Below are 16,350 nucleotides of genomic sequence, written 5' to 3' on the forward strand. Positions count from 1 at the left end.
TTTGTAAAAAAATAGGAAATTTATTAGAATGAAATAGTTATGAGTCTAGAAACAAAAGGAGAACGCAAAGTGATTAAGACAATTTTACTCAAACAGCATATTGGTGCTCCTACCACTGCTGTTGTGAAGGTGGGGGACAGTGTAAAAAGAGGAACCCTTCTTGCGGTACCGGAGAAGTTGGGTGCCAACGTGTTTTCCAGCGTGGATGGTGTGGTAAAAGACATCACGGAAGAGGCAGTTGTCGTGGAGGCCTCTCCGGAACAAAGTGATGCTTTTGAGCCCATTTCCGGGGAGGACTATCTTTCCCTAGTTAAGGCGGCAGGTATTGTGGGAATGGGAGGAGCCGGATTTCCTACTGCCGTAAAGCTGAATATTGACTTAAAGGGAGGATATATTCTGGTAAACGCTGCAGAATGTGAACCTCTTCTTGAGCACAATATGAAACAGATTTTGGAACAGCCGGAGAAAACCATTCGAGGGATTCACTATGCTATGAAGATCAGCAATGCTGCAAAAGCGGTGATTGCCATCAAGAAAAAGCATGAGAAAGAAATCAACTTACTCTTGGAACGCCTTGCCGACTTCCCGGATATTACCTTACATCTTCTTCCGGATATTTACCCTATGGGAGAAGAGAGAGCGGTAGTTCGTGAGGTATTAGGGAAGTTACTGCCTCCGACAGCCCTTCCGTCCGAGGCGGATGCCGTGGTTATCAACGTGGAAACCTGCTTAAGGGTCGCTGAGGCGATTGAAGACAAGAAGCCGTCTTTCCTGAAGAACATCACGGTTGGAGGAAAGCTGAAGAAGGGTACGGAATCGCAAGTCTTTATGGATGTACCGGTGGGTACTACTGTAGGGGAACTTATTGAAATGGCCGGAGGAATTGACGGAGAGTATGGAGAGATTATTCTCGGAGGACCTTTTACAGGTTCTGCCGTTTCTCTTTCCACTCCGATTACCAAGACCAGCGGCGGTATCCTTGTTACAGAGCCGTTCCCTGACCTAAAGGGAGCGAAGATGGGCGTTCTCATCTGTGCCTGCGGTGGTAACATGGATAGAATGGAAGACCTTTGCAAGAAGTACAATGCCGTTCTTACGGATGTACAGGCATGCAAGCAGGCTACCGATGTGCGCGGCACCTTGAAGTGTGAGAATCCAGGAAATTGCCCGGGACAGGCACAGAAGATTTTGCACTTTAAGAATGCGGGATGTACGGATATCCTGATTGGTAACTGTAGTGATTGTACAAATACAGTTATGGGATCCGCACCGAAGATGAACCTCAATGTACACCATCAAACTGACCATGTTTTGAAAACGGTAGGGATGGAGCCGATGCGCTACCTTACAAAATCCAAAACAGTAGAGCAGCTTCCGCTAAATGAGGCGGGAAGACAGATACCGTTCCCTAAAGAAGAAGTGAAGGAAACAGAGACTGGAAAGAAAGATTTCAGTTTCAGTACTCAATTAGATGATGGACTGTTCCATATCCGTATAGAGGAAGGGCAGGATATTCATATAGAATTTTCATAATAGAAAGGAAGATTGCGATGTCTATTTCAGCAGAGTATGCAGAAGAGCATAAAAGCAGTCCGGCAGTCTTATGCTGCAGGGCAGAAGAGGGAATTGTCCTTACTAACCACAATCTGGAAGATCCCGAGATTTTTGATGATTTGGTTGATCAGGGACTCTTAAAGCTGGATGGCTGCCTTACGATTGGGGAGGTTCTTGGCGGAAAGTTATTGAAGACTTCCGATTCTCTGACACCTCTTACCAAGGATTTGGTAGAAGTAACAGCAGAGGCAGGGGATCCGGCTAAGGAAGAGGAAAAGAAAGAGGATGCTGTAGTAGCTCCTGTGGGTAAGCCTCAGCTTGGCGGAAGCCTTAAGATTCATATCGGAGAAGGTAAGGGAATCGATATTCAGATTCCGGTGGGAGCTTTAGGCGGAGTATCCGGTATCCCCGGTGTGGCTGCTGTCGCTGCAGGCGGCAGTGCTTCCGCTCCGGTTGAGCAGGAAGAAGTAATTGTTCGCTCCCTGGTAAGAAAGCATTTTAAGATTACCGAGGTAAAGCGCGGTCCTGAAACAAAACTCGAGGGAACTGTTCTTACCATTCGTGAAGGAATTGAGGCAGAAGCGGTAGCTTCCCAGGAATTGGTAGAAAAGCTCGAGTTGGAAATCATCACTCCTGACAAGTATCATACTTTCTCCAATACCATTATGGATGTGCAGCCGATTGCAACCAAAGAGGGAGATGATGAAATTGGATATGGAACAACCAGAGTTTTAGATGGTGTGGTTATGGTTGTTTCCGGAACTGATTCTACCGGTGTGCAGATTGGAGAGTTCGGTTCTTCCGAAGGATATCTTGATGAAAATATTATGTGGGGCCGTCCCGGTGCACCGGATAAGGGCGATATCTTTATCAAGACCAATGTAATCATTAGAGAAAAGACCAACATGGAGCGTCCGGGTCCTTTGGCAGCTCATAGCGCTACCGATTTGATTACCGATGAAATCAGAAAGGCATTAAAGAAAGCGGAAGAGAGTCTTGTTGTCGATACAGAGACATTTAACCAGGTTAGAAGACCGGGTAAGAAGAAGGTGGTTATCGTTAAGGAAATCATGGGACAAGGTGCGATGCATGACAACCTCATTCTTCCTGTTGAACCGGTTGGTGTTCTTGGTGCAAAGCCGAATGTAGACCTTGGAAACGTTCCGGTTGTGGTTTCTCCGCTTGAAGTACTGGATGGCTGTATCCATGCTCTAACCTGTATCGGACCGGCATCTAAAGAGATGTCTCGTCACTACTGGAGAGAGCCGCTCGTATTGGAAGTATTGCACGACAAGGATGTAGACCTTGCTGGGGTTGTTCTTGTCGGTTCTCCGCAAATTAATTCCGAGAAGTTCTATGTTTCCCGCCGTGTAGGTATGACACTGGAAGCAATTGGTCCGGACGGTGCTTTTGTTACTACCGAGGGATTCGGAAACAACCACATTGATTTTGCAAGCCATATCGAGCAGATTGGTAAGAGAGGCATCAAGGTTGTAGGTATGTCTTTCTGTGCTAACCAGGGGGCACTTGTTGTAGGTAACAAGTATATGAATGCTATGGTGGATAACAACAAGTCCGAGGCCGGTATTGAAAACGAGATTCTTGCAAACAATACCCTTTGTCCGGAGGATGCAATCCGTGCCTTAAATATGTTAAAGGCGGAAATGATCGGCGAAGAAGTGAAGAAAGCGGAACGTAAGTGGAATCCGAATGTCAAGGCGCAGAACGTAGAATTGATTTCCAATGTTACCGGAAAACCGATCCAGCTTGTGGAGAATGAAACTTCTCTTCCCATGAGTGATAAGTTTAAGGAAAAGTACTTAAACTCCTGATGCCGAAGTACACGGATAAACTCATTTATATGGAAGGTGTCATTGTGGAAGTTCATGATGGCGCTGTGGGAATTGATTTAAAGGGGCGTCTAGGCTTTTTGAAAATTCCCATGCGGATGTTGATTTCGGATTATGAAATCAAAGTCGGGCAGGAAGTAGGCTTTAATATGAGCTTTATAGAACAGCTCGGTCCGGAAGTAAATGAGAAATACATTAGTAATATTCAAAAGCATAAAGAGCTGTAGAATATTCACATAAAATACAATGAAAGGAGAAAGACATGGATTTTACAGTAGTAAAAGGGATGCAGTCTGAAATCTTTGTTCCTGTTACTCCTCCTCCTGTTTGGGCACCGGTAACGAAGCCTTTAAAGGACATGGTAGTGGCCATCGCTACTGCTGCCGGAGTACATCATAAAGATGATAAGAGATTTAATCTTGCCGGTGACTTTACATTCAGAATCATCAAGGACACGATGCCTTCCAGTGAATTAATGGTATCTCACGGAGGATATGATAATAGTGATGTTAATAAAGATATCAACTGTATGTTCCCGATTGACAGACTTCATGAGCTGGCAAAAAATGGTGTAATTAAGGGGGTAGCTCCGGTACACATTGGCTTCATGGGTGGTGGCGGAAACCAGGAAAAGTTTAAGAACGAAACCGGTCCGGCTATTGCGAAGATTTTAAAGGATGAGGGCGTGGATGCCGTAATCCTTACCGCTGGCTGAGGAACTTGCCATCGTTCTGCCGTGCTTGTGCAGAGAGCTATAGAGGAGGCTGGCATACCGACAATTATTATTGCCGCCCTTCCTCCTGTCGTAAGACAGACCGGTACTCCCCGAGCAGTTGCTCCTCTCGTTCCGATGGGTGCAAATGCAGGAGAGCCAAACAATATCGAAATGCAATACAATATAGTAAAGGATACCTTGGAGCAGCTTGAAGAAATTGAGTCTGCTGGTAAGATTGTTCCCTTACCTTATGAGTATGTTGCAAAGGTATAAATGAGAGATCGGAAGCATATTTTATGCTTCCGATTTTTTAAAATCTGGGATAAACTAGAAAAAGAAAAAGGGAGAAGGGAGAATTTATGTATGGAAGAAAGAGTACTTAGGACCTTAAGTATAAAGGCTTTCCATGTGAGAGAGGCAGTAGTTGGGGATAGATTTTCCTTGAGTAAGGGAGAAGCAAACGAATATAGCCTGCAATATAATCCGGCTGTTTTAGAAGAATTTGCTAAGGAAGAATCTCTTATTCATTCCTATTCTTTGCAACTTGTTCCTAAAGAAGGCCGCCATATCCCCATTCATTCCATTATGGATATTATTCCGATTTCCACCAAGGTTTTGGGAAAAATCGGGGAGGGAATAACCCATACTCTGACGGGGATCTATATTGTCCTTACCGGAACGGATACGGAGGGGAATTATGTTTCCGCTTTTGGTAATTCCGATGGATTTCTGGATGAACAGATTGTTTTTGACCGTGCGGGAACGCCGGGAAAAGATGATTTGATTTTGCTTTTAGATGTCTGTTTAGAGGCAAAGGCAGGCTATGCTCGTTCGGGGCCGGATGCCTGCCATAGACTTTGTGATAATTTTTGTCAGGAGATTCGACAACTTTTAAAAAAGAAGAATGGGATGTATTGTACGGAAAGACATGATTATCGAGATATAGAGAGACCGGGAAAAGATAAGGTTGTACTTGTGAAACTGGTGAGCGGACAGGGAGCCATGTATGACACGCATTTTCTTTCTCCGGAACCTTCCGGTTTTAACGGAAGTCATTCGATTATAGAAAGTACCGGATCTCCGGTTATTTTATCCCCAAATGAATATCGGGATGGAGCAATACGGGCATTGTATTAAAGACAGATTTGTTTATTTGTTATAGGAGAAAAATATGGGAATAGGACCTTCGACAAAAGAAACAACCTTACATCATTTTCGGGATCCCTTGGTGGATGAACTTTGTGATGATACAGACATCGATTTTACAGGAGTTATTGTGGCTGGAATCCCTCAGGACAATGTCAATAAATATTTTACCGGAGACCGTATAGGTGCTTGGGCTGAAGCGATGCGTGTAAAGGGGGCCATAGTCAGTGAAGACAGCTGGGGAAACAGCAATGTCGATTTTGCTCATGCCATTGAGGAAATCGGAAAAAGAGATATTGCGGTGGTCGGTATATCCTTTGTGGGGGTACAAGGTGCATTTGTAGTAACGAATCAGTATATGAATAATATAGTGGATATTAATAAAAGTGCGGAAGGTGTGGAGACCAATGTTGTCGGGGAAAACAATCTTGTTCGAAGCGATGCAAAAAAAGCAAAGGCCATTTTAAAATTAAAAATGAGATCGGTAGAGAGATAGAGTGATAGTGCGTATGGAAGGAAAACATTTTATTATTGGTACTGCAGGGCATATTGATCACGGAAAAACAGCCTTGGTAAAGGCCTTAACAGGATATGATACGGATAGGCTTAAGGAGGAGAAAAAAAGGGGAATGACCATAGAACTGGGCTTTACCTCTCTTTCTCTTTTCTCAGGAGAGAAAATCGGACTTATTGATACCCCGGGACATGAAAAATTTATACGCACTATGGTTGCCGGTGCAATGGGGATGGACCTCGTACTGCTTGTTATTTCCGCAAAAGAAGGAATCATGCCGCAGACTGTTGAGCACTTGGCTATACTCCGTCTTCTTAATGTGACGAAAATAGTTGTAGTATTGACTATGATTGACTTGGTCGAAGCAAGTATAGTGCAAAAAAGAAAAGAAGAAATCAAGGAATTTTTTAAAGCGGAAAAGATAGAGATTTTTCCGGTTTCCGCCTATACGGGAGAGGGGATTCAAGACTTAAGTACATTCCTGTCAAAAAAAGCGGGAGAGGTAGAGGGGAAATCCATACGGGGTAGCTTTCGAATGCCGATAGACCGCGTTTTTTCTGTTGCCGGAGCAGGAACAATAGTGACCGGAACGGCACTTTCCGGTCGTGTTTTCAAAAGTAATACAGAAGCAGAAAATGAGATAAAATGGGTTCTTTATCCCGAGGAAAGAGAAATACGAATCAGAAATATTCAGGTTCATGGAAAGGATGTGAATTGCGCTTATGCCGGGGAGAGAATTGCTTTAAATCTCCAAGGAGTAGAGAAAGAGCAATGTTATAAGGGAGAGCTTATCGGAGAAAAAGGGGCACTACAGCCAAGTTCTCTTTTTGATTGTCGCATTGAAAGTATTCGTGGAACTGCCGGAGACATACACCATAATCAAAGGATGGAAATTCTTCTTGGAACAGCCCATATTCCTTGTAAAGTTGTATTTTTAGAGGGAGATAGAATCAAAGAGGGAGAATCAGTACTTGTACAGCTTCAGTTAGAAGAAAAAACCGTAGCGGTTTTCGGGGAACGATTTATCTTGCGTGATGAATCTCGCTCTATGACACTTGGCGGTGGAGTGGTACTTGATCCTTGTCCTAAAGGAAGGCATAGGAGAGGACGCTTTCCTCTTGCATATCTTGAAAGCATGGAAACGGGAGGAGAGGAAGCTCTTCTCCATTCCTATTTAAAGAAAAGAAAAAGAAGGTTTGTTTCTATCTCGGAATTAAAGAGGCAATTTAGCGGATTCTCAAGAATACAGGCAATTTTAGGGGAGGAAGCCTCTTTATTATTTGTTATTGTGATAAACGGTGAAGCATATGCCCTTCTTTCAGAAGAGGAAGAATTAATACGGAAAGAGGTAGAGGATTATCTTCACGAATTCCATAAGAAAAATCCTTATAAATTGGGTGAAAAGCCTATGGTACTGTACAGCAGGCTTTTTTCTTCTTATAACAAAAATACCTATAAGGCACTTCTTAGAAGCTGGGAAGAGAAGAAATGCTTTCGTTTCGGGGAAGATTTTATAGCCTTAGTCGGATACAAAATGGTTAAGGATGAAAAGTATACGAAAATTGCCAATGCCCTTGTGAATGATATGCAAAAAGCAAAGTTCAGTTTCATAAAGCTCTCCGAGCATTTTTGGCTTCCGGAAGAGAAAAAGCTATTGCCTGACGTTATTGCAAGTCTGGAAAATAAAGGGACTCTTGTGCAATTAGATGGAGAATACTATACGCTTAGAAAACTCTTCGAAAGCTTAAAGAATTTTTCTCTGGAAAAAATGGAAAAAGAGGGAGAAATCACCATCGATGCTCTAAGGGAAGAGTTCGGAATCTCTCGAAAAAATGCGAAGCTTTTCTTTAAGGCAACGGATAAAATGGGAATCACAAAGGACAGAGGCTTTGAAAGCGCGCGCTCTATGCCTTGACGAGACTTGAAGTTTGGATATACAATAAACTGCATTGTTGTAGGAAGATAGAGGTGAAACATGGCAAGATATAATCATGCGCAAGTGGAAAAGAAGTGGCAGGAATTCTGGGAGAAGAATCCCATTAATCCGAAGGATGATAAGAAAGAAAAATACTACTGTTTGGATATGTTCCCGTACCCTTCCGGATCCGGCTTACATGTAGGACACTGGAGAGGGTATGTGATTTCCGATGCTTGGTCCCGTTACCAGCTGATTAAGGGAAAATATGTGATCCATCCGATGGGCTGGGACGCCTTCGGTCTTCCTGCAGAAAACTATGCTATTAAGATGGGCATTCATCCCTCTGTAACCACAAAAAAGAATGTGGAGAACATTAAAAAGCAACTGCACCAAATCAATGCGATTTATGATTGGGACATGGAGCTTAACACCACGGATCCGGATTACTTCAAGTGGACACAGTGGATTTTTGTGAAAATGTTTGAGAAGGGTCTTGCTTATGAGAAGGAGTTCCCAATCAACTGGTGTCCAAGCTGTAAGACAGGCCTTGCCAACGAAGAGGTGGTGGACGGAAAGTGCGAGCGATGCGGAACTGCAGTGACGAAGAAAAATCTTCGTCAGTGGATGTTGAAGATTACCGCTTATGCAGACCGTTTACTCGATGACCTTGACACTCTGGATTGGCCGGAAAAGGTGAAGAAGATGCAGGCCGAGTGGATTGGCCGTTCTTATGGTGCAGAGGTGGACTTTAAGCTGGAGAACTCCGAAGAGAAGATTACCGTCTTTACTACAAGGCCGGATACACTATACGGTGCGACATTCCTCGTTTTGGCTCCGGAGCATCCTTTGGTAAGGAATATTACTACAGTGGAGCAGAAGGCTGCAGTAGAAGACTATATTCAAAAGGCTGCAAACAAATCCAATGTAGATAGAATGGCTGTTACGGATAAGGATAAGACCGGTGTCTTTACCGGAGCTTTCGTTATCAATCCGATGAACGGAAAGAAGACCCCGGTTTGGATTTCCGACTATGTACTTGCTGACCACGGAACCGGTGCGATTATGTGCGTACCTGCGCATGATTCCCGTGACTTTGCCTTTGCAAAGAAATTTGATCTTCCGATTGTGCAGGTTATTTCCAAGGATGGAAAGGAAGAGGAGCTTACAGAGGCTTATACGGAAGCAAGCGGTGTGATGATCAATTCCGGCGCTTGGAACGGACAGGAATCCTCCGTATTGAAAGAAACCGCCCCGGAAGAGATAGAGAAGAAGGGACTCGGTAAGAAGACAGTCAGCTATAAACTAAGAGACTGGGTATTCTCCAGACAGCGTTACTGGGGAGAACCGATTCCCATCGTGCACTGCCCGAAATGTGGAAACGTAGCGGTTCCGGTAGAGGAATTACCCTTAAAGCTACCCGAGGTAGAGCATTATGAGCCGAGTGGAACGGGAGAATCCCCCCTTGCCGGTATTCCCGAATGGGTAAACTGTAGCTGTCCGAAATGCGGGGGAAAGGCAAAAAGAGAGACGAACACGATGCCTCAGTGGGCAGGCTCCTCCTGGTATTTTATTCGTTATGTGGATAAATACAATGATAAGGAACTGATTAGCAGGGAAAAGGCGGATAAGTATCTTCCGGTAGATATGTATATTGGAGGAGTAGAGCATGCAGTGCTTCACCTGCTCTATTCTCGGTTCTGGACTAAGTTCCTCTATGACATCGGTGTAGTCGGCTTTAAGGAGCCCTTCAAGAAGCTGTTTAACCAAGGCATGATTTTGGGACCGGACGGGCAGAAGATGTCTAAGTCCATGGGAAATGTAGTTTCTCCGGATGATCTAGTGGCAGATTACGGCTGTGATGCCTTGCGTCTTTATGAGCTTTTTGTCGGCCCTCCCGAGCTGGATGCCGCTTGGGATGCAAGAGGAATAGACGGCGTTTATCGTTTCTTAAACCGTTTTTATTCTCTGGTACTCGATTCCAAAGAAAAGAAGGTGGCTGAGACAAAGGAAATGCTTCGACTTCGTCATAATCTCATTCACGACATTGAGGAGCGGTTTGAAAGCTTTAACTTAAATACCGTGGTTTCCGGTTTCATGGAGTATAACAATTCTATGCTGGATATCGCTAAAAGAGAAGGCGGAATGGATTTAGAGACTTTAAGGACTTTCTCCATTCTACTTGCTCCGTTTGCACCGCATATTGCGGAGGAATGCTACCACTTATGCGGTGGAGAGACTTCCGTATTCTCCGCAAACTGGCCGGAGTACAGCGATAAGGAGAGAGAAGCGGATGAAATCAAGGTTCCGGTACAGATTAACGGGAAAGTGAAGACTGTACTCGAGGTGCCGAAAGATATCGATAAGGAGAGCATTTTAAAAGAGGCGAAGAAGGCTATCGGAGATAAGCTTTCCGGCAATCTTATAAAGGAAGTCTATGTTCCGGGCAAGATTGTGAATTTTGTTGTAAAGCCATAAGGGCTTTCTTACAATTTCTTGACTCTGTATAGAAATATTTTAGGAAGTTTTTCTACACAAAAAAAAATAATGTGGTATGATAAATGGCGTCGTTTTTTGAATTAATACGGCGCCTTTTTTTATACACTAACTTAAATATATAGAATAATAGAGGAACGATATGCTAGCAAGTCAAAGAAGATTGTCAAGAGAAGTGAATAGAGCGCAAGGCAGCTCCAGAAGCCGCAGCTCATCTCATACATATAGCGGGAAATACAGTAGAACAGGCAGAAGTAGCGGAAGGAGACCGAATAATAAAGCTCCTTTTCCTGCGGTCGCTGTTGGATTATTGGCTATAGTAGTGCTTGGTAGCGGTGTTTTTGCTCTAACCCGTTCGAAATCCAAGACAGAAGAAACAGAAACGGTAATCGAAACACAGGCTATAAATCCGAATGCAATTCAGAAGGATTTATATCTGGATTATTCCGCATTTAAGAAGGACGCGGAGCTTTTGAATTTAAAAGGTATGACAGAAGAGGAAGTGGAAGATTTTCTTCGTAAGTCTTACCAGTGGAATATTGTGATTAAGAATGCTAATCCGAATATTCAATATTTTTCCATGCCGGAATTTCCTGAGCATAAAGAGAATAGCAGCTCTGATGACGGGGTAGATGACCAGGGAACTGAAGAAATTGTTAAAGTTGCAAACACTCTTTCCGACGTCAGCATTCGTCCGGAAAAAACGGAATTCGCTATTCCGGATATGATGTCTGACAGTATCCATAATTTTGTAGGGCAGATTTTTACAAACTACAAGGAAAATATGGCTACGGAAAGCAGTACGGAAGAAAGTTCTACAGAAAAAGAGAAAAAGAAGAAAAAGAAGAAAGAAGAAACTACAAGTGAAACAGAGTCTCAAGTTATTCAGGCGGATTATGTTTTACAACTTCCGGATTTTAGTGATAAAGTTAACGATTATGTCAATCAGCTTGCTATTGTATGGAAGATGGCACCGCTAAACGGTGACATTACTTCCTACAATAAATCCACCGGAGAGTTTGAATTTGGCGGAACCAAGGACGGGTATGCTGTTAATGTAAGTGATACTGCGGAAAAAGTTATGGAATTAATTCGTGCTAAAAACTTTTCCGGGGAGGTGGAAACTGTTGGTTCTACAGTGCCTGCGTCAACAGCATCCATTAAGGATAAGTACAAAATCATCGCATCGGTAACAACAAAGACAACTTCCAATGAACTTCGGAATACGAATGTGAAGTTAGCTGCTGCCGCAGTAAATGGTACAGTTTTACAACCGGGAGAAGAATTTTCATTCAATACGGTTGTTGGACAAAGAACAGCTGAAAAGGGATATAAGCCTGCAGCGGCTTATAACCAGGGAGAGGTTGTGGAAGAAGTTGGCGGAGGTGTTTGCCAGATTTCTTCAACCCTATATAATGCAGTATTTCGCGCAGGTCTTACCACAACTTACAGAAGAGCGCATACCTTTGCGCCGACTTATGTTACACCGGGAACGGATGCGACCGTCTCTTGGCCGGGACCGGATTATAAATTTGTGAATAATTCCAAGCATGCTATCGGTATTTTATCTTGGTATTCCAACCAGACCGCTACAGTACAAATTTATGGCTTACCGGTACTTCCGGATGGAGTGAAGTGGGAATTAGTCTCTGAAAAAGTAAAGGATCTTCCGGTACCTGCACCGCAGATTATTACTCCGGAGCAAGGGAAGGAGAGCAACGGCTCTGCAGGATCCGAGTGGCAGGCATATAAAGTGATTACCAAAGACGGAAAGACCGAGAAGGTAAAAGATCATTATGCAAGCTATAAGGGACATACTCCTAAAAAATATACGCCGGGTACTACTGAGAGTACATCTGCCGGAGAGAGTACCAGCGCTTCTGCGAGTGTTTCCGAAAGTAAATCCTCGGAAACAAAGACGAGTGAAACAAAGGCTACAGAGACAAAGGCAAAGGAAACCAAGGAAGAGAATCCGGAGATTTCCAATGGCCCAAGCGGAAACAATACTGTAGTGACCAGCTCTGAAGATGTTATTTCCCCGGGACCGGGTGGAGAGTAAACATTAAAAACTTATTTCCGGTAATTGGAATATCTTATAGTTAGAAAAAGGGGCTGTAAAAAATTAAAATAATAAAGAGATTCTTTGCAATATAGGTCTGAATGCGGGGTAGTCTGAGCCCGTCGGCACTTGCGAAAAACAAGAGAAACGCAGTTTTTCGCTTAGTATCCGTTACGTGGCGAAGCTAGCGAGAGCGTGCCCCAAGTTCAGACCTATATTGCTTAGAAAATTATTTTAATTTTTTACAGCCCCTTTTTTATATTTTGTTTTTTATATTTTGATAAAATAGAATTTCAAATGTTTAAAGTTTGTGCTTATAGCTAAGGTTAAATTGGAGAAATACAGGCTAATTAGATTGTGAAAGATTTAATAATTGTACTTATTGAGGAACGGAGGGAAATTTCATTGCTTTTCAAAATGGGAATGTTATACTGTTTTTCGGTATGTGAGGCCTGAATTTTGGGCTTTAAGGATAATATTTCATTTTTTTCAGGAGGGTATTTATGGCAAGAAAAATGAAGACCATGGACGGTAACCAGGCTGCGGCTCACGCATCCTATGCGTTCTCTGAAGTGGCTGCAATTTTCCCGATTACTCCTTCATCCGTTATGCCGGAGCATGTGGATGAGTGGGCAACCGAGGGAAGACAGAACATTCTCGGGGAAACTGTTCAGGTTACCGAGATGCAGTCTGAGGCAGGTGCTGCAGGTGCAGTACACGGTGCGTTGGCTGCCGGTGCTTTGACAACTACTTTTACAGCTTCACAGGGCTTGCTCCTTATGATTCCGGATATCTATAAGATTGCCGGTGAGCAGCTCCCCGGTGTTTTTGATGTATCCGCAAGAGCTGTAGCTTCCCATGCGCTTTCCATCTTTGGAGATCACTCCGACGTTATGGCTTGCCGTCAGACCGGCGCTGCACTGCTTTGTGAATCCTCCGTACAGGAAGTAATGGACTTAACTCCGGTTGCACACCTTGCAGCTTTAAAGGGTAAGCTTCCTTTTATTAACTTCTTCGACGGTTTCCGTACTTCTCACGAGATTCAGAAGATTGAAGAGTGGGATTATGAAGACTTAAAGGATATGGTGGACTGGGAGTATATTGATGCTTTCCGTCAGAATGCCCTGAATCCGAATCATCCTGTGGAGAGAGGTTCCGCACAGAACCCGGATATCTTCTTCCAGGCAAGAGAGGCTTGTAACCCGTATTACGATGCACTTCCCGCTATTGTGCAGGAGTACATGGATAAGGTAAACAAGAAGATCGGAACAAATTACGCATTATTTAACTACCATGGGGCAAAGGATGCAGAGCATGTTATCGTGGCTATGGGTTCTGTAAATGAAACCATTGAAGAGACCATTGATTATATGATTGAGAAGACCGGTGCAAAGGTTGGTTTAATTAAAGTTAGACTGTACAGACCGTTTGCAACCGATGCTTTCTTAAAGGCTATTCCGAAGACTGTTAAGACCATCTCCGTTTTAGATCGTACCAAGGAGCCCGGATCCATCGGTGAGCCTTTATACTTAGATGTTGTGGCTGCTCTTTCCGACAGCGAGTTTAAGAATGTGACCGTTCTTTCCGGTCGTTACGGCTTAGGTTCCAAGGATACCACTCCTGCGCAGATTGTGGCTGTATACAACAACAAGGATAAGAAGAGATTTACGATCGGAATCAATGATGATGTAACCCACCTTTCCTTAGAGGTTGGACCGGCTATTGTTACGACTCCTGCCGGAACTGTAAACTGTAAGTTCTGGGGACTTGGAGCGGACGGAACTGTTGGAGCAAACAAGAACTCCATTAAGATTATTGGTGACAATACAGATAAGTATGCACAGGCTTATTTCGACTATGACTCCAAGAAGTCCGGCGGTGTTACCATGTCTCACTTAAGATTTGGTGATAAGCCGATTAAGTCTACTTACCTCATTAAGAGAGCAAACTTCGTTGCCTGCCATAACCCTTCCTACATGACCAAGTTCAACATGGTTCAGGAGCTGGTTGACGGCGGTACCTTCCTCCTTAACTGTACATGGTCCAAGGATGAAGTGGAGAAGCATATTCCGGGTCAGGTTAAGAAGTACATGGCTGAGCACAATATCAAGTTCTACATCATTAACGGTGTAAAGATTGGTATTGAAACAGGCATGGGACCGACTCGTATTAATACCATTCTTCAGTCTGCATTCTTTACTTTAACCGGTATCATTCCGAAGGAGCAGGCTAATAAGCTCATGAAGGATGCTGCTGAGAAGACTTATGGCCGTAAGGGTGAAGACGTAGTTAAGAAGAACTGGGCAGCGATTGACGCAGGTGCAAATGCCTTCGAAGAAGTGGAAGTAAAGAAGGAATGGGCAAGTTGCGCTGATGAAGGACTTGAGTTTAAGACTAAGACAGAGGGAAGAAAAGATATTCTTGACTTTGTTAACAATGTACAGAACTATATTTCTGCACAGGAGGGTAACAATCTTCCCGTTTCCGCTTTTACAAGTTATGTAGACGGTTCTACACCGATTGGAACGGCTGCTTACGAGAAGCGCGGTATTGCAGTTAACGTTCCTGCATGGAATCCGGATAACTGTATTCAGTGTAACTTCTGTTCCTATGTTTGTCCTCATGCTGCAATTCGAGCATTTGCATATACGGAGGATGAGGCTGCTAAGGCTCCGGAAGCGGATCAGCAGAAGGCTATGAATGGAATGCCGAATTACAAGTTCGGTATCAAGGTTTCCGTGATGGACTGTGTAGGTTGCGGATCTTGTGCAAATGTATGTCCGGGAATGAAGGGCGAGAAGGCTCTTGTTATGTCCCCCATCGAGGACAACTTGGATCGCCAGAAGTACTTCGACTATGCAGTTAAGCTTCCCGAGAAGGAAGAGGTTATTGCAAAGTTTAAGGAGACTACCGTTAAGGGATCTCAGTTTAAGAAGCCGCTGTTCGAGTTCTCCGGTGCGTGCCCGGGATGTGGCGAGACGCCGTATGCAAAGCTCATCACACAGCTTTTCGGAGAGAGAATGTACATCAGTAACGCTACAGGATGTTCTTCCATTTGGGGTAACTCTTCTCCTTCTACACCGTACACGGTAAATGCCAAGGGACAGGGACCCGCTTGGGATAACTCTCTCTTTGAGGATAATGCCGAGTTCGGATACGGTATGCTTCTTGCACAGAATGCTATCCGTGACAGATTAAAGAAGCAAGTTGAAAAGCTTGTAGAAGACAATAAGGACGCTGCTGTTGTTGAGGCTGCTAAGGAATATTTGGATACCTTCTCTATCGGTGCTACAAACGGTACTGCTACAGAGAAGCTGGTAGCGGCTTTAACCGGTAAGACCGATGAAGTAGCTAAGGATCTTCTTAAGAATAAGGATTTCTTAGGCAAGAAGAGCCAGTGGATCTTCGGTGGTGACGGTTGGGCTTACGATATCGGATTCGGCGGACTTGACCATGTTCTTGCTTCCGGAAAGGATATCAACGTAATGGTATTCGATACCGAGGTATACTCCAACACAGGTGGACAGTCCTCCAAGTCTACTCCGACCGGTGCTGTGGCACAGTTTGCTGCCGGCGGTAAGGAGACTAAGAAAAAGGATCTTGCCGGAATCGCAATGTCCTATGGCTATGTTTATGTAGCGCACATCGCAATGGGTGCGGATATGGCGCAGACTGTTAAGGCTATTTCCGAGGCAGAGGCTTATCCGGGACCGTCTCTTATCATCGCATACTCACCCTGTATCAACCACGGTATCAAGAAGGGTATGGCTAAGGCACAGACTGAAGAGAAGCTTGCTGTTGAGGCAGGTTATTGGAACAACTTCCGTTTCAACCCGCTTGGCGGAGACAAGAAGTTCAGCTTAGACTCTAAGGAGCCGAAGTTCGAATCCTATCAGGAATTCTTGCAGGGAGAGGTTCGTTACTTATCCTTGGCTCTGAAGAATCCGGAGAGAGCAAAGGCTCTTGATGAGACGAACGAGAAAGAAGCTAGAGAGAGATACGAGAAGTTAAAGAGATGGGTTGAGTTATATAACAACTAATTTTTCAGATGAAAAAAGCGGTAAGCAAGAAATATGCTGATGGCTTTCGGTTCGCCAAAAG

The 16,350-nt window shown here is 44.0% G+C and carries 10 protein-coding genes; all 10 read left to right on the forward strand.

Annotated features, from left to right (window positions below):
- Positions 1-39 precede the first annotated feature (39 nt).
- Positions 40-1,533, forward strand: a complete 1,494-nt coding sequence (gene prdC / locus HMPREF9625_RS08275; RefSeq protein WP_051019842.1) for a proline reductase-associated electron transfer protein PrdC — start codon at positions 40-42, stop codon at positions 1,531-1,533.
- Between the two features lie 17 nt (positions 1,534-1,550).
- Positions 1,551-3,386, forward strand: coding sequence for a D-proline reductase (dithiol) proprotein PrdA (prdA, locus tag HMPREF9625_RS08280; protein WP_009534241.1), 1,836 nt, complete (start codon positions 1,551-1,553; stop codon positions 3,384-3,386).
- Positions 3,386-3,631 carry a CBO2463/CBO2479 domain-containing protein gene (locus HMPREF9625_RS08285; protein ID WP_009534242.1) on the forward strand — a complete coding sequence of 82 codons (246 nt, stop codon included), beginning with the start codon at positions 3,386-3,388 and terminating at the stop codon, positions 3,629-3,631. Before prdA ends, HMPREF9625_RS08285 begins: the two co-directional genes overlap by 1 nt.
- Positions 3,632-3,666: 35 nt before the next feature.
- On the forward strand, positions 3,667-4,392 hold the full coding sequence (gene prdB / locus HMPREF9625_RS11175; RefSeq protein ID WP_081485009.1) for a D-proline reductase (dithiol) protein PrdB: 726 nt from the start codon (positions 3,667-3,669) through the stop codon (positions 4,390-4,392).
- 90 nt (positions 4,393-4,482) lie between these two features.
- Positions 4,483-5,256 carry a proline reductase cluster protein PrdD gene (prdD, locus tag HMPREF9625_RS08300; protein WP_009534244.1) on the forward strand — a complete coding sequence of 258 codons (774 nt, stop codon included), beginning with the start codon at positions 4,483-4,485 and terminating at the stop codon, positions 5,254-5,256.
- Positions 5,257-5,290: 34 nt separating this feature from the next.
- A complete protein-coding gene (locus HMPREF9625_RS08305) occupies positions 5,291-5,761 on the forward strand; it encodes a glycine/sarcosine/betaine reductase component B subunit (protein ID WP_009534245.1) in 471 nt (156 codons plus the stop codon).
- 13 nt (positions 5,762-5,774) lie between these two features.
- Positions 5,775-7,694, forward strand: a complete 1,920-nt coding sequence (selB, locus tag HMPREF9625_RS08310) for a selenocysteine-specific translation elongation factor (RefSeq protein ID WP_009534246.1) — start codon at positions 5,775-5,777, stop codon at positions 7,692-7,694.
- A 60-nt stretch (positions 7,695-7,754) separates the two neighbouring features.
- A complete protein-coding gene (gene leuS, locus HMPREF9625_RS08315) occupies positions 7,755-10,172 on the forward strand; it encodes a leucine--tRNA ligase (RefSeq protein WP_009534247.1) in 2,418 nt (805 codons plus the stop codon).
- Between the two features lie 160 nt (positions 10,173-10,332).
- On the forward strand, positions 10,333-12,249 hold the full coding sequence (locus HMPREF9625_RS08320) for a VanW family protein (RefSeq protein ID WP_009534248.1): 1,917 nt from the start codon (positions 10,333-10,335) through the stop codon (positions 12,247-12,249).
- 503 nt (positions 12,250-12,752) lie between these two features.
- Positions 12,753-16,289 carry a pyruvate:ferredoxin (flavodoxin) oxidoreductase gene (gene nifJ / locus HMPREF9625_RS08325; RefSeq protein ID WP_009534249.1) on the forward strand — a complete coding sequence of 1,179 codons (3,537 nt, stop codon included), beginning with the start codon at positions 12,753-12,755 and terminating at the stop codon, positions 16,287-16,289.
- Positions 16,290-16,350: the final 61 nt, after the last annotated feature.

The sequence above is a fragment of the Oribacterium parvum ACB1 genome, from assembly GCF_000238055.2.
Taxonomy (GTDB): Bacteria; Bacillota; Clostridia; order Lachnospirales; family Lachnospiraceae; genus Oribacterium; species Oribacterium parvum.

Bases quoted from the DNA above. Each gene is read 5' to 3' on its own strand.
- prdC (WP_051019842.1), top strand. From the start codon at position 40: ATGAGTCTAGAAACAAAAGGAGAACGCAAAGTGATTAAGACAATTTTA.
- prdA (WP_009534241.1), top strand. From the start codon at position 1,551: ATGTCTATTTCAGCAGAGTATGCAGAAGAGCATAAAAGCAGTCCGGCA.
- HMPREF9625_RS08285 (WP_009534242.1), top strand. From the start codon at position 3,386: ATGCCGAAGTACACGGATAAACTCATTTATATGGAAGGTGTCATTGTG.
- prdD (WP_009534244.1), top strand. From the start codon at position 4,483: ATGGAAGAAAGAGTACTTAGGACCTTAAGTATAAAGGCTTTCCATGTG.
- HMPREF9625_RS08305 (WP_009534245.1), top strand. From the start codon at position 5,291: ATGGGAATAGGACCTTCGACAAAAGAAACAACCTTACATCATTTTCGG.
- selB (WP_009534246.1), top strand. From the start codon at position 5,775: ATGGAAGGAAAACATTTTATTATTGGTACTGCAGGGCATATTGATCAC.
- leuS (WP_009534247.1), top strand. From the start codon at position 7,755: ATGGCAAGATATAATCATGCGCAAGTGGAAAAGAAGTGGCAGGAATTC.
- HMPREF9625_RS08320 (WP_009534248.1), top strand. From the start codon at position 10,333: ATGCTAGCAAGTCAAAGAAGATTGTCAAGAGAAGTGAATAGAGCGCAA.
- nifJ (WP_009534249.1), top strand. From the start codon at position 12,753: ATGGCAAGAAAAATGAAGACCATGGACGGTAACCAGGCTGCGGCTCAC.